This is a genomic window from Nonomuraea sp. NPDC005501 (genome assembly GCF_040605905.1).
GTDB lineage: Bacteria > Actinomycetota > Actinomycetes > Streptosporangiales > Streptosporangiaceae > Nonomuraea.
The window spans coordinates 33,819-55,765 of sequence record NZ_JBEXDT010000001.1; the positions used below are offsets into that span (position 1 = coordinate 33,819).

The window sequence follows — 21,947 nt, forward strand, 5'->3', positions numbered from 1 at the left end:
GGGACATGTCACTGAAGATCGTGGGGTCTCCGGTGTCGAAGGGGAACGGTTCGCTGATATCGGCCATCTACTGTGCGATGAGTCAGGAGACAGGTTCGGGCCAGGTCAGGCGTAGGTCACCACAAGTTCCGCGAGGCGTTCAGCCCGGGTGTCCCAGCCGAGCGTCCTTCTTGGTCTGGCATTCGATTCGGCAGCAACGATGTCGAGCTCGTCACGGGTGTGGACGGACAAGTCGGTGCCCTTGGGGATGTAATCGCAACAGGTGGCGTGGCAGGGTCGTGATGGTCTGGGTGAGAGCCTCGCGCATCAGTTCGGCGCTGCGGCCGTGAGGAAGGTGGATGAGCATCACGTAGCGGGTGCTGCGCTCCACGAGGGTGCTGATGGCGTTGCCGTTCTTGCCGATGATGAGGTCGCCCTTCCCAGTGGCCGGGCACGGTTAGGTCGTCGGCCTCGGCGGGTCGCTCGCTGATCATGACCATGGGCGCGCTGTAGCGGGGCGGGCGCTGCTGGGCCGACCGGCGGGGCTTGCGCATGGCGCGGCCGGTGCGCAGCGCCCGGGTCAGCTCGCGACGGGGCCAGTGGCGTTCCGGTGAACCAGGCATCCAGCAAGGCCGCACGGGCTACCGCCGGCGTGGCCGCCGGGATCCCGTCCGGACCAGTCGAACGTAGGGACACCGGGGCACATCCGAGGTAAGAACCACAGAAGTGACCCCATGATCACAGACGTGATCACGAGGCCACTTCTTTTGATCTACTTCGCCAACGGTGTCCCGGATCATCCAAGGCCGTTCGGCGTCATACGCCTGGCGTCAGCGTGGCCAGATCGAATTCACCGTCGCGGACCCCGGCCACGAAGGCCGTCCATTCTGCTTCGGTGAAGACGAGAACCGGGCTGTCGCCGATCTTGCCGTCCCGCAGTGCGACACTGCCGTCGCCCAGCGGGGCGACTTCCACACAGGTGCTCGAGCCGTTGCAGAAGCTGCTCTTCCGCCATGCCGCCGAGCTTATGTTGATGTGCATTATCTCCCCATATGGGCAAAAAAGGGCGCCATTGCCCTCTTCTTGTGCTAATTTCGCCACAGCATGGCTTTTCGCTGGATCAGCACGCGGGATTCGTCCTCATCGAGCGCTTCCGCGCCCAAGTACTCGAAAGCCGCCTCGTATCCAGCGACCCGTCCGAGGTCTTCGACGAAGCCACCCGCGTAAAGCTGCTCCAGGTAAACGACGTCATCGAAGCCCGCGAACTTGAGATGTACGAATCCTCCAGTGTTGACCGGGTGCAGCGACTCCATGGTGAGAACGCGAATGCTGACGTGCGGGAGCAGTGAAGCCTCCAGGAGATGCTCCATCTGCGCCTGCATGACCGAAGGCTCGCCGAATTTGCGGATCAGGACTGATTCGTCCAACACGAAACGCGCATCCGGCGGATCGGGCCGGTACAGGACGCGCTGCTGCCGATCCATGCGCGCCTCCACCCGGCTCCGCACGCCACTATGAGTGATGCGGACGATGCTACGAGGCGCCGAGACGACTTCGCGCGCATAGTCCTCGGTTTGCAGAAGACCGGGCACGACCTGGGGTTCCCAGTTGCGCTGGCACACGGCCTCCGCCTCCAGCCCGAGGAATCTTGTGTACTCCCCGGGCAGGGAGTCTTCGTAATCCTCCCACCACCCCCGTTGATCCGCATCTCGCAACAGGCCGAAGAGTTCGTCAAGCTTGGCCTCGGCCACGCGGTAGAGCTTGGCCATGGACTCGATGTCCTCGGCGCTGGGCATGGTCTTGGCGGCCTCGATGCGGCTGACCTTGCTGGGCGACCAGCCGAGCTCCCTGGCGGCCGCGGCACCGGTGAGCTTGTGACGCTCACGGAGGAGGCGGAGCTCCTGGCCGAGCCTGAGCCTGCGGACAGTCGGGCTGCCCTGTTGCGATGACACCGTCCACTCTCCTCGTCGGAAGGAAGGTGTAGCCGGAAAGGTCGTTTGGACGCCCGGGGCGGTGGACCGTCCGCCCAATCTTACACTGCAAGTTGCACGCGTCACGGTGGGAGGCCCCCGGGAGACGCACCGACGAGCATGGAACTCCCCTCGTCAAACCCATGACAGCACGTTGCGGTGCAACTTGCACGGCAATTCATCCGGCAAGGTGCGAAGAAATCGAAATCTTCTCTTGCGCAAGCTCTTGCAGGGGAAGAAAGCCGGAGGGACCATCAAGGCCTGGAGGGACATCGAGCGCACAAGGAGGCCGGGATGAACGTCTCACGGCCTGGCGCTCAGGGATCTTCCCTCGCGATCACGCGCGGCCACGCGGGCCGCACCACCGGCAACGGCGCCGTCCCGGATACGCAGATCTACGCCAGGGAGGCCGTTTGCCGGAAGGACCCCGCATTCATCTGAACGCAAGCCGCGACCGCAGCAGCTCCGCCCGATCGTCCGCCACGAGCGCCGCTCACATGAGCACAGGTCAGGGGAGCACCGAAAAGCCGGACCGAGGCCGGTCACCGGATCGCCGCATATGGGCTGCCACCCTGCGACGACGTGGTCACCAGCCTGCAGTCCGGCGTAAGAAGCCACCTCGAGTAATGCCGCGAAAGGGGTCTTCTATGTACCCACAAGGTACCAAGGGACTCAGCCGAATCAAGTCCCGAATCCGGGAACTCATCGCCTGGGCCGACCGCGAGATCTGCATGGAGCCGGACGAGTTCGCCTACCGGCGAGGCTGGGCCGTGACCCGTACCGGGTTCGGCTGCCGCGTCTACCGCGACCCCCGGTTCGACCAGCTCAAGCTTCCCGCCAAGGTGGCCGAGGAGGTGTCGTGAGCATGCCGCGCAACCCCCGCAACCAGATCTACCCGGCCAACGAGGACCTGCCCGGCGCCGGCCGGAGCGGCCTCCTGGCCCGGCTGTGGCGCTGGCGCGCGGAGCTGCTGCTGCTCGCGCTGGCCGTTCTGGTCACGTTCATGCTGCTGGGGGCGGCGCGGGGCGGCCACTGGACGCCGTTCGCCCTGACGGCCGGCGCGATCTCCGCGCCGGCGGTCACCCGGACGGGCCGCAACTGGGTGGTGGCGCACTTCTGGTGCGTCGTCTCCCGGCACCGCCTCCAGCGGACCTGCCTGGAGACGACCATGCACACCCGCTCCGGCAGGATCCCGCTGGTGCTGTGGATCACGCCGACGCGCACGGGCGAGAAGGCACTGATCCTGACGAGGGCCGGCATCAGCGCCGCGGAGTTCGAGGCGTACGCGGAGGAGATCGCCGCGGCCTGCTGGGCGCGCAGCGCCAACGTCTACCGGCACCGCAGGCGGGCGCAGCTCGTGGTGGTGGAGGTGGTGCGGCGCGAGGAGCTGCCGGGCGTCCTGTCGCCGGGGTTCGACCGCCTGTACGGCAGGCGCGCGTGGATCTCGCTGCGCCCGGACCTCGAGGAGCCGCCTGATCTCCTCCACCGCGAGCGGGCCCTGACAGCGGCCTGACCAGGTGACCCAGGGAGCGCCCACCGCGCCGGGCGCTTCCTGGCCGAAGCCCCGGAGACAGCGCGGGGGCTCCGGGGCTTCCCCCTCCGGCCGGCACGAGCCAAGATGAGTTCATTCCACGAACCCAGGAGTGGCGATGACGGCGACCGTCCACCGGACCTGTCCCCTGTGCGAGGCCGTGTGCGGCCTGGCCCTGACCCTCGACGAGGGAGGGCACGTCACCGGGGTCCGGGGCGACAAGGAGGACCCCTTCAGCCGGGGCTTCATCTGTCCCAAGGGCGCCAGCTTGGGGCGCCTGGACGAGGACCCCGACCGGCTGCGCAAGCCGCTGATCCGCGAGGGCGACCTGTGGCGCGAGGCCGGCTGGGACGAGGCATTCGCCCTGGTCAGGGCGAACATCGACCGGGTCGTCGAGACGTACGGCCGGCAGGCCCTCGGCGTCTATCTGGGCAACCCGGTCATCCACAGCATGGCCGGCTCCCTGTACGGCGGGCCGCTCGTCAAGGCGCTCGGCACCCGCAACGTCTTCAGCGCCAGCACCGCCGACCAGATGCCGAAGCACGTGTCCAGCGGCCTGATGTTCGGCCACCCGCTGGCCATCCCGGTGCCCGACCTGGATCGCACCGACTTCTTGCTGATGCTGGGCGCGAACCCGCTGGAGTCCAACGGCTCCCTGTGCACCGCGCCGGACTTCCCGGGCCGGCTCAAGGCGCTGCGCGCCCGGGGCGGCAGGCTCGTGGTGGTCGACCCGCGCCGCACCCGTACGGCCGCGCTGGCCGACGAGCACGTGTCCGTCCGGCCCGGCACCGACGCCTACCTGCTGTTCGGCCTGGTCCACACGCTGTTCGCCGAGGACCTGACGCGGGTCGCGGCGCCGGTCGACGGCCTGGACGAGGTGCGGGAGGCGGCCAAGCACTTCCCGCCCGAGGTGGTGTCCCGCCGCACGGGCGTGCCCGCGGACGTCGTCGCACGGCTGGCCAGGGAGCTGGCCGCGGCCCCGACCGCCGCGGTGTACGCCAGGATCGGCACCTGCACGGCCGAGTTCGGCACGCTGGCCCAGTGGCTGGTGGACGTGCTCAACGTGCTGACCGGCAACCTCGACCGGCCGGGCGGCGCCATGTTCCCCAAGGCCGCCACGGAGTCGCCGGGGCGGCGACGGGCGTACACGGTCGGGCGCTGGAGGAGCCGCGTCCGCGGCCTGCCCGAGGCGAACGGCGAGCTGCCGGTGGCGACGCTCGCCGACGAGATCGAGACGCCCGGCGAGGGGCAGATCCGGCTGATGGTGACCGTGGCCGGCAACCCGGTGCTGTCGGCGCCCCACGGGGACCGGCTCGACGCGGCCTTCGCCGGGCTCGACTTCATGGTGAGCGTCGACCCGTACCTCAACGAGACCACCAGGCACGCGCACGTGATCCTGCCGCCGCCGCGCGTGCTGCAGTCGGGCCACTTCGACTTCTCGCTGCTCGGCCTGGCCGTGCGCAACTACGCGCGCTACTCCCCGCCGTCGCTGCCGCTGGACGGCCGGCCGTCGGAGGCGCTGATCCTCTCCCGGCTCGCCCAGATCGCCTCGGGCCTGGAGGGCGACCTCGACGAGTTCGTCATCGGCGGGATGCTGGCCAAGGCGGTCGAGACGCCGGGGTCGGCGGTGGCGGGCCGCGACCCGGCCGAGCTGCGGGCGGAGCTGGACGGCGAGACGGGCGCCGAGCGCAGGCTCGACGTGATGCTGCGGCTCGGCCCGTACGGCGCGTGGGCGGGCAGGGGCGACCTGTCGCTGCGCAAGCTGCTCGACCACCCGCACGGGCTGGACCTCGGGCCGCTGGAGCCCCGCCTCGGCGAGGTGCTCAGGACGGCGTCCGGGGTGGTGGAGCTGGCCCCGCCGCAGCTCATGGAGGACGTCGAGCGGCTGCGCGGCCGGCTGGAGGAGGAGCCGCCGGAGTTCGTGCTGATCGGCCGCCGGCACCTGCGCTCCAACAACAGCTGGATGCACAACGTCGCGCCGCTCGTCGGCGGTAGCAACACCTGCACGCTGCAGATCCACCCGGCCGACGTGTCCCGGCTCGGCCTGGACGGCGTCGCCGTGGTGCGCTCGGCCAAGGGCGAGGTCACGGTGCCGCTGGAGCCGACCGAGGCGATCATGCCGGGCGTGGTGTCACTGCCCCACGGCTGGGGTCACGCGGACAGCACCCAGGCGGTGGCCGCCGAGCACGCCGGGGTGAGCGTGAACGCCCTGACGGACGAAACGGCGATCGATGTTCCGTCCGGAAATGCCGTGTTCAACGGGGTGCCGGTCACGATTTTGCCAACCGGGGTGATCACCGCACATTAAGGTGTCGCGCGTGACTATCGCACCAGATGAGGACCGCCTGACCGCCCAGATCGCCTTCGCCGTCGAGATCGACAAGTTGAAGCGGGTCATCCGCCGCAACCTGTTGATGGACGGCTCGCGGCGGGAGAACGACGCCGAGCACTCCTGGTACGTAGGCATGCTGGCCCTCGTCTTCGCCGAGCACGCCCCGCCGGGGACCGACATCCAGCGGGTCGTGGCCATGCTCCTCGTGCACGATCTCGTGGAGATCGACGCGGGGGACACGTTCATCTACGACCCGGTGGCGGTGGCCGCGCAGGTCGAGGCCGAGCGGGCCGCGGCCGAGCGGATCTTCGCGCTGCTGCCCGCGGACCAGGCGGCGTCGATGCGCGCGCTGTGGGAGGAGTTCGAGGCGCGGGAGACGCCGGAGGCGAGATTCGCCAAGGCGCTGGACCGCTTCGCGCCGATCCTGGCCAACCACAACACCGAGGGCGGCACCTGGCCGCTGTTCCGCGTCACCGCTTCGCAGGTCAAGGAGAAGGTGCGGCTGATCGAGGACGGCTCGCCGTCACTGGGCGCGTACGCCATGGAGCTGGTCGAGCTGTCCGTCGCGAGAGGTCACCTGTCCGAGTGATGCCCTCACGCGTGGGGTAGGGGACTTGTCGTGAAAGAGATAGTACGACCGAGACGTAGGCAGATGCGCGTTTTGGGGGGACCGCTGGACCTGGCCGACCGACTGGAGAAGTCCAAGGCCATGGACAAGCCGATCCAGCGGCTCGCCAAGGCCGTACGTGACCGGATCCGGCCGGGCCTGTTGCGGGACGTGCTCCACGGCGTTCCCACGGGCAAGCCCCTGCACCCGCCGATGGCGACGGTGAGTCTGGGCTGCTGGGCATCGGCCGGTGTGCTCGACCTCACCACCATCGATCCCCGCGCCGCGCGGCTGCTGCTGGCCGTCGGCATCGGCAACGCCCTCCCCACGGCCGCCGCCGGACTGACCGACTGGTCCTCGCTCCACCGGGAGCAGCAGCGCGTCGGCTTCGTGCACATGCTGTCGAACGTGACGGCGCTCGGCCTGTTCACCGCCTCGCTGGCGACCCGCCTGTCCGGCCGCGAACGGGTCGGCCGCATGCTGTCCTGGGCCGGGCTCGGCGTGGGCGGCGTCGGCGCGTACCTGGGCGGCCACATGGCCTACCGGCAGGCGGCCGGCGCGAACCACGCGCCGCAGGTGGCCCACCTGGTGCCGCTCGGCTGGCACGACCTGTGCCGGCTCAGCGACCTGCCCGACGGCCGGCCGGTGGCCCGGCGGCTCGGCTACATCCAGCTCTTCGTGCTGCGGCAGGGCGAGGGCGTCACCGTGCTGGCCGACCGCTGCCCCCACCTGGCGGGCCCGCTCCACCAGGGCCGGCTGGTCGCGGAGGACGGCGAGGCGTGCGTGGTGTGTCCCTGGCACGGCAGCACGTTCCGGCTGGAGGACGGCTCGGTGCGGCACGGCCCCGCCACGGCGCCGGCCCCCGCGTTCGAGACACGGGTCAGGAAGGACGGCACGCTCCAGGTACGGCCGGGCTTGCTATGAACCTTGGTTGAGGTTCTACGGTCGGAGGCATGAACGACATCCTCGTGACCGGTGCGACCGGCAACGTCGGCAGACACGTCGTCTCCCAGCTCGCGGAGGCAGGCATCCCGGTGCGTGCGTTGGTCCGCGACCCCTCCCGTGCCACACTGCCCGACGGCGTCCAGGCCGTGCGCGGCGACCTGACCGCCCCCGAGACGCTGGAGCCCGCGCTGCGCGGCGTGGACGCCGTCTTCCTGATCTGGCCCGGCTTCGCCGCCGAGACGGCCGAGCCGGTGGTGGAGGCCGTCGCCAAGCACGCCCGCCGCGTGGTCTACCTGTCCGCCCACGTGCCGGCGGCCGGCGACGACGACGACGAGCCGACGATCTTCCACCAGCAGGTCGAGCGGCTCATCCGCCGGACCGGGATGGCGTGGACGTTCCTGCGGCCGAGCGGGTTCGCGGTCAACACCCTCGGGTGGGCCGACCAGATCCGGCAGGGCGTGGTGCGCTGGCCGTTCGGGGCGGCCTCCAGGTCGCTCATCCACGAGAAGGACATCGCGGCGGTCGGCACGCACGTGCTCACCTCCGCGGGCCACGCCGGTGCGGCCTACGTGATCACCGGGCCGGAGCGGATGACGCAGGCCGAGCAGGTGCGCGTCATCGGCGAGGCGGTCGGGCGCGAGGTGCGCTGGGAGGACATGCCGCCGCAGGAGGCGCGCGAGCTGCTGCTGGCCTCGTGGGGTGACCCGGGCTTCGTGGATGGGGCGCTGCGGGGCTGGGAGTCGTTCGTGACGTCGCCCGAGACGATCACGGACACGGTGGAGGGGCTGCTGGGACGGCCCGCGCTGGCGTTCCGCCAGTGGGCGGAGGACCACGCCGCCGACTTCCGCTGAGGGCCCGGACGGCCGGGGCGCGGGCCGGGCCGCGCCCTGTCGTCAGTCGTCGTCCCGCGCGCCCCCGCCGTGGGAGTTCTCGTCGGCGGGGTGCTCCACCAGGGCGAGGATGCGGCTGGACATGAACCGCGCGGTCCGTACGGTCGTGCCGCCGCGGGTCACCTCGCTGACCTCGACCAGGCCCCGGCGCGTGGCCACCTCGACGCGGCGGCCCGCGCGGGTGGCGATCACTTCGTAGGTTCGCGGGGTGCCGCCCGCGTCGATGACGATCTCCACCCGATCACCCTTCATGTACGGATTTATACCCAGAAAGACGGGAATTTATCCGTACACTAGTTTGATAATCGCCGCGATCCCCACCACCACGATGATGCCGCGCAGCACCGGAGCCGGGATGCGCCGCCCGATCCGGGCCCCCAGGAACCCGCCGGCCGTGGCGCCCAGCGCGACGGCCAGCACCGCCCACCAGTCGATGTCGGCGATGAAGAAGAACAGGACGGCCGCGGTCGCGTTGACGATCAGCGAGAGCACGTTCTTGGCGGCGTTGACCCGCTGGATGCCGTCGTCGAGGAAGCTGCCGAGCAGGCCGATCAGCAGCACGCCCTGCGCCGCGCCGAAGTAGCCGCCGTACAGGCCCGCACCGAACACGCCCAGCCAGAGCGCCACCCCGCCGTGCGGATGGGCGTCCTCTCGCCGCGCCGCCAGCCAGCCGTTCAGCTTGGGCTGCACCACGACCAGCACGCAGGCCAGGCCGATCAGCACCGGCACCACGACGTGGAACACGGCCGGGTCGAGGAACAGCAGCAGGATCCCGCCGATGAGCGAGCCCAGGCAGGAGGCCGGGGCCAGCCGCAGCAGCCGCTCACGCTGGCCCTTGAGCTCCTGGCGGTAGCCGTAGGCGCCGGTGAAGGAGCCGGGGACGAGGCCGATGTTGTTGGACACGTTCGCGACCACGGGATCGACGCCCACGGCCACGAGGGTCGGGAAGGTGATGAGCGACCCGGATCCGACGACCGCGTTGATCGCCCCGGCCGCGACACCGGCCGCGCACACCGCGACCCCTTCCCAGAACATCACCCGCCCGAGCCTAGAGGGCCCGATTCCGGGTGACCCTCCGGGGGTGCCAGGTCAGAGCGCCCGCGCGTACCAGCGGCCGTCGGCGCTGCGGTCGAGCGTCAGCGGCACGCCGAACGTCCGCGACAGGTTGTCGGCCGTCATCACGTCGTCGAGCGAGCCCTGCGCCACCACCGAGCCGTTGCGCAGCAGCAGCCCGTGCGTGAACCCCGGCGGCACCTCCTCCACGTGGTGCGTGACCAGCGCCAGCGTGGGCGAGCGGTAGTCGTGGGCCAGCACCGACAGCCGGCGCACCAGGTCCTCCCGGCCGCCCAGGTCGAGGCCGGCGGCGGGCTCGTCGAGCAGCAGCATCTCCGGGTCGGGCATCAGCGCGCGGGCGATCTGCACCCGCTTGCGCTCCCCCTCGGACAGGGTGCCGAACCGGCGGCGGATCAGGTGCGCCGCGCCCAGCATGTCGATGAGCTCCACGGCACGGGTCACGTCGTTGGAGTCGTACTCCTCCGTCCAGCGGCCCATGATCCCGTACGAGGCCGTGAGCACGAGGTCGATGACCTTCTCCTCCGGCGGGATGCGCTCGGCCAGCGCGGAGCTCGCCAGCCCGATGCGCGGCCGGAGGTCGAACACGTCCGTCTGACCCAGCCGCTCGCCCAGCACCTCGACCACACCCTCGGTCGGGAACAACAGCGTGGCCGCCACCTGCAGCAACGTGGTCTTGCCCGCGCCGTTCGGCCCGATGACGACCCAACGCTCGTCCTCGTTGACCGTCCAGTCGATGCCGCGCAGCAGGGCCGCTCCGTCGCGCCTGACGGCGACGTCCTGGAGCCGCAGCACCTGACCACCCATCCTCGGATCCCTCCTTAGGAGAACGCTCGGGACAAACCTATTGCAGGGCGAGCGCATATCGTGGACCGGTGCACCCTGAATCACCTGTCTGCCGGGTTCTTGTCGTGTGGGGCAACGCCTGGCTCGCCGGCCACGTCGGCCTGGACGAGGCCGCCGACCGGGTGGAGAGCGCCGGCGGACCCACCGTCGTGGGTGAGGTTCCGCTGCGCGAGTATCTCGCCGTCCTGCGCCGCGACGGCCTGAGCGAGCTGCGGCTCGCCCTGCCCGCGCCCGGCGACCCGCTCGGGCTGTCCGGGCCGCCGGAGTTCAACGCGGCCGCCGTCGAGGCGGGGCAGGCGGCCATCGCCGTGCTGCCCGACCGGCGCCTCGGGCTGGTGCCCTCACCCGACCGGCGCGGGTCGTCGTACGCGGGCGTGCGGCTGTCGGTGTACGAGGCGGGGCCCGTACGCCACGACCTGCCGTCGCTGGCGGAGGCCGAGCAGGAGCTTTCGGCCGCGATCCGCGCGGCCACCGAGTCGCTGGACTCCGTCGACGGGCCCATGGCCGGCCGTCCGGAGCGGCTGGGCGCCGCGGGCGGCGACCTGGCCCCCGGCTACCCGGCGCGGGCGCACCGCGTCTCCGCGCTGGCCGCCCGGCTGGCGACCGTGCTGCGGCTGGCCGGGGAGCGGGGGCTCACCTCGGGGCAGGTCGCCGTCCGCGACGCCGCGCTGCGCGAGCTGGACCGTGCCGTACGGCGGGCGCTCCTGGCCTCCTGCCACGCCATCCTGGAGCCCTCCCCCGACCGCTCCTGACGCACCGGGGATCAGGCCAGGCCGTGGCGGACGGCGTACAGCGCGGCCTGGGTGCGGTCCTGGACGCCCAGCTTCATCAGCACGTTCGACACGTGGGTCTTGACCGTCTTCTCGGCCACGGCGAGGCTCCGGGCGATCTCCCTGTTGGACCGGCCCGCCGCGATCAGCGCGAGCACCTCACGCTCCCGCTCGGTCAGCGGCGCCGGCCCCGGCACGCCGCCCGGGTTCCCGTACGGGCCCGCGCTGCCGGTGGCGCTCAGGACCGCCTCGGCCGCCTCGGCCGCCAGCAGCACCTGCCCGCCGTGCACCGCCCGCACGGCCTGTGCCAGCGCCGACGGGTCCACGTCCTTGTAGAGGAACCCGGCGGCGCCCGCCCGCATCGCCGGCGCCACGTCCGACCGGTCGCTCACCGACGTGAGCACCAGCACCCGGACCGGCGACCCGGCCAGCCGCTCCAGCGCCCCCAGCCCGTCGAGGACCGGCATCCGCAGGTCGAGCAGCATCACGTCCGGGGCCAGCTCCGCGGCCAGCTCGACCGCCCGCGCCCCGTCACCCGCCTCACCCACGACCGTCATGTCGTCCTGCAGGTCGAGGAAGGTGCGCAGCCCCTGCCGCACCACCGGATGATCGTCGACGATCAGCACCCGGATCACACGCCCACCTCCACGCGGACCGTCGTGCCCCGGCCCGGCGCCGAGTCCACGGTCATCACCCCGCCGACGGACTCCGCCCGCTCCCGCATCGACACCAGCCCGAGCCCGCGCGAGACGCCCTGCTCGAAGCCGTCGCCGTCGTCCGTCACCGACAGGGTCAGCTTGCCGCCCGCGTGGCCGAGCCGTACCGACACCTCGCACGCGCCCGAGTGGCGCAGCGCGTTGTGCAGCGCCTCCTGGGCCACCCTGAGCAGCGCGACCTCCACGGCGGAGTCGAGCGGCGGCGGCTCGTCGCAGTCGAACGCCACCCGCGCCGGATGCAGCCGGTCCAGGAGGCGCACATGCTTGCGCAGCGTCTCGGCCAGGCCGTGACGGTCCAGCTCGGCCGGGCGCAGCTCCACGATCACCGCGCGCAGCTCGGCCAGCGCCTCGCCGGCCAGCCGCTGCACCCGATCCAGCTCGGCCGCCGCCTTGTCGGGCGCCTTCTCCAGCAGAGTCACCGCGGCCTGCGCCGTCAGCCGCAGCGAGAACAGCTTCTGCGTGACCGCGTCGTGCAGCTCCCGGGCCATCCGGTTGCGCTCCTCCAGCATGGCCAGCTCGCGTCCGCGCTCGTACAGCCGGGCGTTGGTCAGCGCGATCGCCGCGTGCGCCGCGAACATCGTCAGCAGCTCCTCGTCGGCCTCCGTGAAGCCGCCGGGCGTGCGCTTGTTGGCCAGGAAGACGATGCCGAGCACCTCGTCGCCGTCGCGGATCGGCACGCCGAGGAAGTCCTTCATCACCGGATGCGCCTTCGGCCACCACTCGAACCTCGGGTCGTCCCGCAGGTCGGCCAGCCGCACCGGGGAGCCTTCGCGGAGCATCGCGCCGAGCATGCCGTGCTGGCGCGGGAGCGGGCCGATCGCGTCCCACTGCTTGTCGGTCAGCCCCTCGGCGACGAACTCGGCGAACGAGCCGTCCTCGTCGGGCACCCCGAGCGCGGCGTAGCGGGCGTCGAGCAGCCGCTGCGCCGAGCGGACGATGACCTGGAGCACCTCGCGCACCGACAGGTGCCGGGTGACCGCGAGCACGGCGGAGCTCACCGCCTGCAGGATCTCCTCCCGGTCCGACATCACGGACACACTCTATGGTCCCCGCCCAGCGCTCCTGGGACGAGACGGTCCTAGGACGAAGTGCCCAGACGCGGACAGGTCCGAGGTCCGATGTGCCGGGGACGCCGTTTTCCTACCGTCGAGACATGACGAACACCGCACTGATCACCGGCGCCTCCCGCGGCCTCGGCCTCGCCCTCGCCCGGTCGCTGGCGGAGTCGGGCTGGGACCTCGTCCTCACCGCCCGCGGCAGGGACGACCTCGACCGGGTCGCCGCCGAGCTGGGCGCCACGGCCGTCCCCGGCGACGTGACCGACCCGGCCCACGTCGAGCGGCTGTCGCTGGCCGTACCGGAGCTGGACCTGCTGGTCAACAACGCCAGTGACCTCGGCGTGACGCCGCTGCCGCCGCTGGCCTCGTACCCGCTGGAGGCGTTCAAGGCGCTGCTGGAGACCAACGTGACCGCGCCGCTCGCGCTCGTCCAGGCCACGCTCCCCGCGCTGCGCCGGCGGCGCGGCGCGATCGTCAACGTCACCTCCGACGCCGCCACGGGCGCCTACCCCGGCTGGGGCGGCTACGGCGCCACCAAGGCCGCGCTGGAGCAGCTCTCGAACGTGCTGGCCGCCGAGGAGGACGAGGTCGCGGTCTGGTGGGTGGACCCCGGCGAGATGAACACCCGGATGCTCGCCGACGCCGTGGGCGAGCAGGAGGCCGCCGGCGCCGCCGACCCCGCGAAGGTCGCCGCCGCCCTCCACGACCTCGTCAAGGCCCGGCCCGCCGCCGGACGGGTGAGCCTCCAATGACCGCCGCACTGGACTTCGCCCTCCCCGACGCCCTGTCCGCGCACGAGCCGCCCGAGGCCAGGGGGCTGCCCCGCGACGGGGTACGCCTGCTCGTCTCCCGCGGCGACGAGCAGCCCGCCCACCACCGGTTCACGGACCTGCCCGCGCTCCTCGCGCCGGGCGACCTCGTCGTGGTCAACAACTCGGCGACGCTGCCCGCCGCCGTCCGGCTCGACCGGCTCGCCGTCCACTTCTCCACCGCCCGCGAGGACGGCACGTGGCTGGTCGAGCTGCGCCGCCGTACGAGCGCCGCCTCCGAGCCGTACGCCGGAGGGGAGCCCGGCGAGTGGCTGCCGCTCCCCGGCGGCGCCACCCTGCGGCTGCTCGGCCGGGAGACGCCACGGCTGTGGCGGGCCCGCCTCGACCGCGACGTGGAGGCGTACCTGCGCGAGCACGGGACGCCGATCCGCTACTCCTACGTGGCCAGGGACTGGCCGATCGACGCCTACCAGACCGTGTTCGCCACCGTGCCGGGCAGCGCCGAGATGCCGAGCGCGGGCCGGCCGTTCAGCGCCGCGGTGGTGACGGCGCTGGTGTCACGCGGCGTGCACATCGCGCCCATCACGCTGCACACGGGCGTCGCCTCGCCCGAGAAGGACGAGCCGCCCTACGCCGAGAGGTACGAGGTGCCGGCGCCCACCGCGAGGCTGGTGAACCTCACCCGGCGGAACGGCGGCCGGGTCGTGGCGGCCGGCACCACCGTGGTGCGCGCCCTGGAGACGGCCGTGGACGCGGACGGGCAGGTGGCCGCCTCCACCGGCTGGACCGGCCACATCGTGACGCCCGAGACCGGGGTGCGCGCCGTCACCGGCCTCCTCACGGGCCTGCACGAGCCCCGGTCCAGCCACCTCATGATGCTGACCGCCATCGCGGGTACCGGCCCGCTGGCCCGGGCGTACGAGGCGGCGCTGCGGGAGGGGTACCTGTGGCACGAGTTCGGCGACACCCACCTGCTGCTGGCAGAGTGAACACGAGTGAACGACGGGACTGCTCGTGGAGTGATCCGAGTCATGAACACCCACCCTGGTCCGCGACCATCCCGTCGGGCACAGTAGCGTGACTCGATGTGGACCAGCGGACCCTCCTGATCACCCTGAACGGCCCGGACCGGCCCGGCGTCACCTCCCGGCTCTTCTCCGTGCTGTCGAACTTCCCGGTCACCGTCTCCGACATCGAGCAGGTCGTCATCCGGGGGCGGCTCACCCTCGGCGTTCTCGTCGCCTACGCGGGCGGGCCGTCCACCGGCACGGGCAGCACCCTGGGCGCCCTGTGGACCTCCGTGGAGCGCATCGGCGAGGACCTCGGCATGGAGGTGGAGCTCTCCACCGGCTCGCAGGCCAAGGAGAAGCGCCGCCGCGGCCGGCTGTCGGTCAGCGTGCTCGGCGCCACCCTCCAGCCCGCCGCGATCGCCGGCATCGCGGGCCGCATCGCCGCCGCGGGCGCCAACATCGACCGCATCGAGCGCCTCGCCCAGTGGCCCGTCACCTGCATCGAGCTGTCCGTCTCCGGCGCCGACCCCGACGCGCTGCGCGTCGAGCTGGCCGCCGAGGCCGCCGCCCAGCAGGTCGACGTGGCCGTGCAGCGCACGGGCCTGTCCCGGCGGGCCAAGCGGCTGATCGTCATGGACGTCGACTCGACCCTCATCCAGGGCGAGGTCATCGAGCTGCTCGCCGCCCACGCGGGCTGCCTGGATGAGGTGGCCCGGGTCACCGAGGAGGCCATGCGCGGCGAGCTGGACTTCGCCGAGTCGTTGCGCCGCCGGGTCGCCCTGCTCGAAGGGCTGCCGGCCGACGTGCTGGAGCTGGTGCGCAAGGAGGTCGTGCTCACTCCCGGCGCGCGCACGCTCGTCCGCACGCTCAAGCGGCTCGACTACCGCTTCGCCATCGTCAGCGGCGGCTTCACCCAGATCACCGACGCGCTCGTCGAGGACCTCGGCATCGACTACTCCGCGGCCAACCTCCTGGAGATCGTCGACGGCCGGCTCACCGGCCGGGTCGCCGGCGAGATCGTCGACCGGCCGGGCAAGGCCAGGGCGCTCGAACGGTTCGCGCGGGAGGCCGGGCTGCCGATCAGCCAGACCGTGGCCATCGGCGACGGCGCCAACGACCTGGACATGATCGCGGCGGCCGGGCTGGGCATCGCCTTCAACGCCAAGCCGGTGCTGCGGCAGGCGGCCGACACGACGGTCAACACGCCGTACCTGGACTCCATCCTGTACCTGCTCGGCATCTCCCGGGACGAGGTCGAGGCGGCCGACGCCGAGGACACCGCACTCACCCGCTGACTTCTCCGTCCAGGCGGCGGCTTCTCTCAGGCGGTGACCGGCCTTTCGCGCGCCGGTTCGAGGGCCTCTGTGGTCTTACGGGCGAGTTCGAGGGCGTCGGAGCAGAGGGAGCGCAGCGCCGGGTGTGCCGTCACGGTCAGCCGGAGCTGGCGGCGCACCGCGGACGTCTCCTCGGCCGCCACGTCCTCGGCCGCCTCCTTCGCCACGGCCTTCTCCATGAGGGAGCTGACCTCCCCGGCCAGCTCGGCCAGGCGCGCCTCCAGCTCGTCGGCCTCCGGGGCGGGCTCCCGGGTGCGCACGGTCTCCGCCACGGCCGCCAGCCGGTCCGCCACCGCGTCCAGCACGGCGACGGTGGCGTCGGAGCCCACCTGCGAGCCGCGCAGCACGGACGCCACCACCAGCGCGTCGTCCCGCAGCTTCCGGGCCGCCTTCACCGCCTCGCGCAGCTCCGGCGGGACCCGCCCGCCCGGCTCCTTGCCCAGCTTGTCCAGGGACGCGGTCAGCTCGTCGGCCGCCTGACCCGCCGCGTCCGCCCGCGCCAGCACGGCGTCGAGGTCCCGCTCGGCCAGCGCGTCCACCAGCGACGCGTGCTCCTCCAGCAGCTCGGCGGTACGGCCGCGCAGCCGTCCCCCCTCGCCGCGCGGCCACAGCAGCCGCGCCGCCGCCAGCGCCAGCAGGCCGCCCGCCATGGTCAGCAGCAGCCGGGCCCCGGCCGCCCGCCAGTCGAGCCGGGTCGAGAAGTCTGCCAGCATCATGGCCAGCGGCGTCGCGAACACCATCCAGTACCCGAAGCTCACCTCCCGCAGCGCGTACCCGACCGTGGCGAACACGAGCACGGTGACCGCGATCGTGTACGGCCCCGGGACCGCCGCCAGGATCAGCGCGGCGACCGCCGCCCCCAGCACGGTGCCCGCCACCCGCAGGACCACCCGCTCCACCGTGTCGCCGTACGTGGACCGCAGGGCCAGCATCACGGTGATCACGAACCACTTGCCGTACACCTCGTGCGTGCCGATCATGAGCGCCATCGCCACGGTCACCGCGATGCCCAGCCGCCCCGAGTGCTCGGCCACCCCACCGGCCCCCAGCGCCCGCCAGGCCGCCCGGAGCGCGCGGGACACCCACCGCCGCGCCCCACGCCATCCCCGCCGCCACGCCCTCTCCAGGCTCGCCGGCCGCCACAGCACGGGTTTCCACACCACGGGCCGCCACACCACGGGCTTCCACAAGACCCTCGGAGGCATGGCCGGCACCCGGATCCCCCGCGCGGCGAACACCCCGATCCCACGCACCGCCACCACGAGCCGGTCGAGGCAGCGCCGCACCTGACCCAGCACCGCGACCCGCCGCAACGACGCCGGATCGGCGCCGGAGCGGGACCGCACCTCGCCCGCGTGCTCGCCGAAGCGCGCCGCCGCGTCCAGCGCCGCCTGCACGTCCTGCGGCGCCTTCGTCCGCAGCGCCACGGTCAGGGCCCGTACGACCTCGTCGATCTCCCGCCGGTCCGCCGCGGCTTCCACGCGCAGCCGGCGCAGCGCCACCGTCTCGGCGAAGACGCGCAGCAGCATCCGCACGTACGCGTCGGCGGAGCGCGTGGTGTCCTCACCCGCGTGGAACGAGGCCGACGCCGTGGCCGCCCCCTCCAGCGCCTTCGAGGCGCGCTCCCGGAGCCGGCCCCATGCCTCCTCGTCCAGGTCGACGCCGTCGAGCAGCGAGGCCAGCGCCTCCCGCGCCCCGCCGAGCGCGTCGCGCAGCGGGTCCAGCCGCCGCACCGGCCACGGCGCCATCGCCAGCAGCACGAACACCGCCCCGCCCAGCGCCATCTCCAACGGCCCCGCCAGCCCGACCGGCCCGTGCAGGTAGAAGGCGACGATCGCCGCGATCGCGGGCGGCGTCCCGACGAGCTTCCACCGCCCGGCCGCCGCCACCAGGCCGATCACCACGGCCCCCCACCACGGGTACGGCGCCAGGAACAGCCCCAGCCACGCCCCGGCCGCCACCAGGACGAGCTTGACGACCAGGTTCCAGGCCCGCTGCGCGTACGGCTTGCCGTACGCGTCGCCGAACGCGGTCAGGTAGGCGCCGAGCGCCACGAACGCGCCGCTGTGCGGCAGTCCCGCGGTCACGCCGGCGAACAACGGCCACGCCACGGCCACCCCGCACAGCAGCCCGTACTTCCACGGCGGGCGCGCCGGCAGCGCGAACCCGTCGCGCAACGCTCTGGCGGCCCCCCGCATGCGTGTCGCCCCTGGTCGGTGTTTCCTTCAGATCTGGTGGGTCTTCCCTGGGACCTGGTCGGTCTTCCCCGGCATCCGGTCAGTTCCCCGCGTCCTGGTCGGTCTTCCCTGGGATCCGGTCAGTGTTCCCTGGGATCCGGTCAGTGTTCCTTGGGATCCCAGCGCGAGACCAGGTGTCCCTCCCCTGGGCACAGGTCTACCCAGGAGGAACCCGTCCGGATCACCGCGAACGACCCCGGCCGGAACCCGTAGTCTCCGCCCGCCAGCCCGAGCGCCAACTCGTGCACCCCCGGGTTGTGCCCGCACAGGACGAGCGTGCCCACCTCCGGGCCGGTCCTCCTGACCAGCTCCAGCAGCTCGTCCGGGTACGCCTCGTAGATATCGCGCTCGTAGCTCACCTCGACGTCGGGGAACGCAAGCTCGGCGGTGCGCCTGGTGCGCTCGGCCGGCGAGCACAGGACCAGGTCGGGGACGAGCCCCATGTCCCGCACCTCGTCACCGGCGCGCCCGGCGTCGCGCTCGCCCCGTTCGGTCAGCGGCCGCTCGCGGTCACTCAGCCCGGGCACCTGCGCGGCCTTGGCGTGACGGAGCACGATCAGCGTGGGCATCCGATCACACTCCCCTCGACGCCCACACGCCCATGGCCACGATGACGGCCAGAATCACGAGCATCGCGATCAGGATGAGGGCCAGCGTCTTTCCACCGGTGGGCCGCTTGTCGTCCATCCGCACAGTTTCCCACCGGGGCGGTCAGGTGTCCCGTACGGGTCCGATCACCCGGCCCGCCACCACAACCCCCGCCTCTCCTCCCTGCGACCACCCCGCCGGCCTCCCCACGCCCGGCTCGCCCACGCCACCCGGCCGGCCTTCCCACGCCCGGCTCGCTCACGCCACCCCGCCGGCCTCCCCACCCGGCTCGCCCACGCCACCACGCCTGCCTTACCGCGCCGCAGCACCGGCTCCCCATGGCCGCCCGCACATCCGCCCCCACGGACCACGGCCACACCGATCTCATCAGCGCGCCGCCACACCGCCACCACCGTGCACCACCACACCTGACATCACCGTGTACCACCACACCTTCCTCCCGCCCGAGCCTCCAGACCCGCCCCCTCCGCGGCCGCCGCAGCCGCTCCTCACCCGGGGCCGCCGCAGACATGTCTCCCCCAGGGCCGCCGCAGACGTCTCTCACCCGGGGCCGCCGTGGACGTCTCTCCCCGGCGCCGTGGAAGCAGAGAAGCCCTCGTCCCGGAACGCGAGCGCCCGCCCTCCCCACACTGGGAAGGACGGGCACGTGCAGACTGCGAGGGTGTCGGGCCTACGACGCGACCGGGGTGTGCTCCCGGTTGTTGTTGTTGGCCGGCTCGCTGGCGACCGAGCGCCGCTTGGAGACGACGATGGCCGCGACCACCACCGCCACCGCGAACACCGTGACCCCGACCCGGAGGACGGTGTTGCCCGCGTACAGCACCACGGCGGGCGCCACCAGCAGGGCGACGAGGTTCATCACCTTGATCAGCGGGTTGATGGCCGGACCGGCGGTGTCCTTGAACGGGTCGCCCACCGTGTCGCCGATGACGGTCGCGGCGTGGGCCTCGGAGCCCTTGCCGCCGTGGTGACCGTCCTCGACCAGCTTCTTCGCGTTGTCCCAGGCGCCACCGGAGTTGGCCAGGAACACCGCCATCAGCGTGCCGCAGGCGATCGCGCCGGCCAGGAACGCGCCCAGCGGCGCGTACCCGAGCGCGAAGCCCACCGCGATCGGCGTCATGACCGCCAGCAGACCCGGGGTGGCCAGCTCGCGCAGCGAGTCACGGGTGCAGATGTCGACCACGCGCCCGTACTCGGGCTTCACGGAGCCGTCCATGATGCCCGGGTTGTTGCGGAACTGGTCGCGCACCTCGAACACCACGCGCATGGCGGCCCGCCCGACCGCCATGATCGCCAGGCCGGCGAAGAGGAACACCACCGCCGCGCCGATGATGAGCCCGACCAGTACGTTCGGCTGGTCGATGCTGAGGCTGAACGAGGTGGCCTGGGCGAGCTGCGACTCCACCGCCGTGCGGAACGCGCCGAACAGCGCGGTCGCCGCGAGCACGGCCGTGGCGATCGCGATGCCCTTGGTGATGGCCTTGGTGGTGTTGCCGACGGCGTCGAGGCTGGTCAGCACCCGGGCGCCCTCGCCCTCGACGTCCCCGGACATCTCGGCGATGCCCTGCGCGTTGTCGGAGACCGGGCCGAAGGTGTCCATGGACACGATGACGCCGACCGTGGTGAGCAGGCCGGTGCCGGCCAGCGCCACCGCGAACAGCGCGATCGTCACGTTCCCGAAGCCCAGCAGGAACGCGCCGTAGACCGCGCCCGCGATGATCAGCGCGGAGTAGACGGCCGACTCCAGGCCGACGCTGATGCCGGCCAGGATGACGGTGGCGGGGCCGGTGGCCGAGCTCTCGCCGATCTCCCGGACCGGGCGGCGGTTCGTCTCGGTGAAGTAGCCGGTCAGGAGCTGGATGGCGCTGGCCAGGACCAGGCCGATGAGCACCGCGCCGATGGCGATCAGCCTCGGGTCCGCGTCGGACTTCACGGCCGAGCCGCTCAGGCCGCTGAAGCTGTCCGGCAGGTACCAGAACGCGGCGGCCGCGACCAGCACCGCGGAGATGGCGGCGGAGATGAAGAAGCTGCGGTTGATGGCGGACATGCCGCTGCGGTCGCGGTCGCGCATGCCGGTCACGAAGATGCCGATGATGGCGGTGACCACCCCGATCATCGGGACGATGAGCGGGAAGATCAGCCCCTGCTCGCCGAAGGCCACCTTGCCGAGGATCAGGCTGGCGACCAGCATGACCGCGTACGACTCGAACAGGTCGGCGGCCATGCCGGCGCAGTCGCCGACGTTGTCGCCCACGTTGTCGGCGATGGTCGCGGCGTTGCGCGGGTCGTCCTCCGGGATGCCCTGCTCGACCTTGCCGACCAGGTCGGCGCCGACGTCGGCGGCCTTGGTGAAGATGCCGCCGCCGACACGCATGAACATGGCGAGCAGCGCCGCGCCGAAGCCGAACCCTTCGAGCACGCCCGGCGCGTCCCCCTGGTAGAGGAAGACGACGACGGCCGCGCCCAGCAGGCCGAGCCCGACGGTGAACATGCCCGCCACGCCACCGGTGCGGAAGGCGATGCGCATGGCGCGCTTCTCGCCCGAGTCACGGGCCGCGGCGGCGACGCGCACGTTTCCGCGCACGGCCAGCCACATGCCCATGAACCCGGTCAACGCGGAGAACACCGCGCCGACCACGAAGAAGATGGAGCGGCCGATGCGGACATCGGTCTCGCCCGGCAGCAGAAGCAGCAGGAAGGGAATCACGACAACGAAGATCGCCAGCGTGCGGAACTGCCGCGTCAGATAGGCGGCGGCGCCTTCCTGCACGGCTCGGGCGATGTCCTGCATGCGCTCGGTACCCTGGTCAGCGCGCAACACCTCGCGCACCAGGCCGCCCGCGACGGCCAGAGCGATCAGTGCGATCGCGGCGACCACGATCACGATGGTGAGATTGTTACCGTTCAGGGCCAGATTGGACGCTGGCTCGGCGGCCAGCACGTGCCTAAACATCGGGTTCTCCTCGGCAAGACCGGTCGTCCTGCCCGGGCGGTGCTGCGAACGTCGGCTGGCGGTGCGGCACCATCCGGGTTGTGGGTGCCGCTTCCGGTTGAGTCCGCAGTTCCGCCGGATCACCTTGGCCGGTGCCGGGAGTCTACGCAGCGTCTGCCAGGATATGAAGGCTCTGCAGCCGGTTAATTGTGCGCGCGTCCAGTAAACCGCTGACAGCGGGGCGATTTGGGATCTGACACGGCAAATTTCCGGCGGTTTACGGCCCTGACAACAAGAGATAACGACACGCCCGAAAGACCCACCAGCCCCAGCAGCCTCC

Annotated in this window: 20 protein-coding genes and 1 pseudogene; 10 read left to right on the top strand and 11 right to left on the bottom strand. The window is 72.1% G+C overall.

What is annotated here, in order from left to right:
• Positions 1-105 precede the first annotated feature (105 nt).
• The 3 genes and pseudogenes from ABZS51_RS00180 to ABZS51_RS00190 all read right to left on the bottom strand — a co-directional run.
• Positions 106-572 (bottom strand): annotated as a pseudogene (locus ABZS51_RS00180) (IS30 family transposase); the annotation flags it as partial.
• Positions 573-795: 223 nt separating this feature from the next.
• Complete coding sequence (locus ABZS51_RS00185) at positions 796-1,020, bottom strand: DUF397 domain-containing protein (protein ID WP_355434113.1); 225 nt, start codon at positions 1,018-1,020, stop codon at positions 796-798.
• Positions 1,021-1,067: 47 nt separating this feature from the next.
• On the bottom strand, positions 1,068-1,931 hold the full coding sequence (locus tag ABZS51_RS00190; RefSeq protein ID WP_355434116.1) for a helix-turn-helix transcriptional regulator: 864 nt from the start codon (positions 1,929-1,931) through the stop codon (positions 1,068-1,070).
• Between the two features lie 665 nt (positions 1,932-2,596).
• Between ABZS51_RS00190 and ABZS51_RS00195 the strand changes: the two genes are divergently transcribed.
• The 6 genes from ABZS51_RS00195 to ABZS51_RS00220 all read left to right on the top strand — a co-directional run bounded on the left by ABZS51_RS00195 (position 2,597) and on the right by ABZS51_RS00220 (position 8,215).
• Positions 2,597-2,812, top strand: a complete 216-nt coding sequence (locus tag ABZS51_RS00195; protein ID WP_355434119.1) for a hypothetical protein — start codon at positions 2,597-2,599, stop codon at positions 2,810-2,812.
• Positions 2,809-3,462 (top strand): hypothetical protein, encoded by a 654-nt coding sequence (locus ABZS51_RS00200; RefSeq protein ID WP_310707301.1) that lies wholly within the window; start codon positions 2,809-2,811, stop codon positions 3,460-3,462. Before ABZS51_RS00195 ends, ABZS51_RS00200 begins: the two co-directional genes overlap by 4 nt.
• Positions 3,463-3,598: 136 nt before the next feature.
• Positions 3,599-5,788, top strand: a complete 2,190-nt coding sequence (locus ABZS51_RS00205) for a molybdopterin-dependent oxidoreductase (protein WP_355434122.1) — start codon at positions 3,599-3,601, stop codon at positions 5,786-5,788.
• Between the two features lies 1 nt (position 5,789).
• The gene (locus ABZS51_RS00210; RefSeq protein WP_310707303.1) at positions 5,790-6,401 is read left to right on the top strand and encodes an HD domain-containing protein; all 612 of its coding nucleotides are present in this window, start codon (positions 5,790-5,792) and stop codon (positions 6,399-6,401) included.
• 63 nt (positions 6,402-6,464) lie between these two features.
• Entirely contained in the window at positions 6,465-7,343 is an 879-nt protein-coding gene (locus tag ABZS51_RS00215) for a Rieske 2Fe-2S domain-containing protein (RefSeq protein ID WP_355434125.1), read from the top strand.
• Between the two features lie 29 nt (positions 7,344-7,372).
• Positions 7,373-8,215 (top strand): NAD(P)H-binding protein, encoded by an 843-nt coding sequence (locus ABZS51_RS00220; protein WP_355434127.1) that lies wholly within the window; start codon positions 7,373-7,375, stop codon positions 8,213-8,215.
• 42 nt (positions 8,216-8,257) lie between these two features.
• Here the strand turns inward: ABZS51_RS00220 and ABZS51_RS00225 are convergent, their stop codons facing one another.
• Genes ABZS51_RS00225 through ABZS51_RS00235 form a run of 3 tightly spaced genes read right to left on the bottom strand, consistent with a single transcriptional unit; the run spans position 8,258 to position 10,132 of the window.
• Entirely contained in the window at positions 8,258-8,506 is a 249-nt protein-coding gene (locus ABZS51_RS00225; RefSeq protein WP_310707306.1) for a hypothetical protein, read from the bottom strand.
• Between the two features lie 30 nt (positions 8,507-8,536).
• Positions 8,537-9,292: a sulfite exporter TauE/SafE family protein gene (locus tag ABZS51_RS00230; RefSeq protein WP_310707307.1), complete on the bottom strand. Its 756-nt coding sequence runs from the start codon at positions 9,290-9,292 to the stop codon at positions 8,537-8,539.
• A gap of 51 nt (positions 9,293-9,343) precedes the next feature.
• Complete coding sequence (locus ABZS51_RS00235; protein WP_310707308.1) at positions 9,344-10,132, bottom strand: ABC transporter ATP-binding protein; 789 nt, start codon at positions 10,130-10,132, stop codon at positions 9,344-9,346.
• Positions 10,133-10,200: 68 nt separating this feature from the next.
• Here ABZS51_RS00235 and ABZS51_RS00240 point away from each other — a divergent pair, with 68 nt between their 5' ends.
• On the top strand, positions 10,201-10,923 hold the full coding sequence (locus ABZS51_RS00240; protein WP_355434131.1) for a hypothetical protein: 723 nt from the start codon (positions 10,201-10,203) through the stop codon (positions 10,921-10,923).
• 11 nt (positions 10,924-10,934) lie between these two features.
• Here ABZS51_RS00240 and ABZS51_RS00245 read toward each other — a convergent pair whose 3' ends face one another.
• Complete coding sequence (locus ABZS51_RS00245; protein ID WP_355434134.1) at positions 10,935-11,576, bottom strand: response regulator transcription factor; 642 nt, start codon at positions 11,574-11,576, stop codon at positions 10,935-10,937.
• The gene (locus ABZS51_RS00250) at positions 11,573-12,685 is read right to left on the bottom strand and encodes a GAF domain-containing sensor histidine kinase (protein WP_355434855.1); all 1,113 of its coding nucleotides are present in this window, start codon (positions 12,683-12,685) and stop codon (positions 11,573-11,575) included. The genes ABZS51_RS00245 and ABZS51_RS00250 overlap by 4 nt, the downstream gene beginning before the upstream one ends.
• 125 nt (positions 12,686-12,810) lie before the next feature.
• Between ABZS51_RS00250 and ABZS51_RS00255 the strand changes: the two genes are divergently transcribed.
• The 3 genes from ABZS51_RS00255 (at position 12,811) to serB (ending at position 15,790) form a co-directional block, all read left to right on the top strand.
• Positions 12,811-13,467: an SDR family oxidoreductase gene (locus ABZS51_RS00255; RefSeq protein WP_310707311.1), complete on the top strand. Its 657-nt coding sequence runs from the start codon at positions 12,811-12,813 to the stop codon at positions 13,465-13,467.
• Positions 13,464-14,474: an S-adenosylmethionine:tRNA ribosyltransferase-isomerase gene (locus tag ABZS51_RS00260; RefSeq protein WP_355434138.1), complete on the top strand. Its 1,011-nt coding sequence runs from the start codon at positions 13,464-13,466 to the stop codon at positions 14,472-14,474. Before ABZS51_RS00255 ends, ABZS51_RS00260 begins: the two co-directional genes overlap by 4 nt.
• 98 nt (positions 14,475-14,572) lie before the next feature.
• On the top strand, positions 14,573-15,790 hold the full coding sequence (serB, locus tag ABZS51_RS00265; RefSeq protein WP_310707313.1) for a phosphoserine phosphatase SerB: 1,218 nt from the start codon (positions 14,573-14,575) through the stop codon (positions 15,788-15,790).
• Positions 15,791-15,816: 26 nt separating this feature from the next.
• On the opposite strand, the gene ABZS51_RS00270 is transcribed toward serB, so the two are convergent.
• The 3 genes from ABZS51_RS00270 to ABZS51_RS00280 all read right to left on the bottom strand — a co-directional run bounded on the left by ABZS51_RS00270 (position 15,817) and on the right by ABZS51_RS00280 (position 21,628).
• Positions 15,817-18,027, bottom strand: a complete 2,211-nt coding sequence (locus ABZS51_RS00270; RefSeq protein ID WP_355434141.1) for an FUSC family protein — start codon at positions 18,025-18,027, stop codon at positions 15,817-15,819.
• A 140-nt stretch (positions 18,028-18,167) separates the two neighbouring features.
• The gene (locus ABZS51_RS00275; protein WP_355434142.1) at positions 18,168-18,635 is read right to left on the bottom strand and encodes a histidine phosphatase family protein; all 468 of its coding nucleotides are present in this window, start codon (positions 18,633-18,635) and stop codon (positions 18,168-18,170) included.
• Between the two features lie 710 nt (positions 18,636-19,345).
• The gene (locus tag ABZS51_RS00280; protein WP_355434144.1) at positions 19,346-21,628 is read right to left on the bottom strand and encodes a sodium-translocating pyrophosphatase; all 2,283 of its coding nucleotides are present in this window, start codon (positions 21,626-21,628) and stop codon (positions 19,346-19,348) included.
• Between the last annotated feature and the right edge of the window lie 319 nt (positions 21,629-21,947).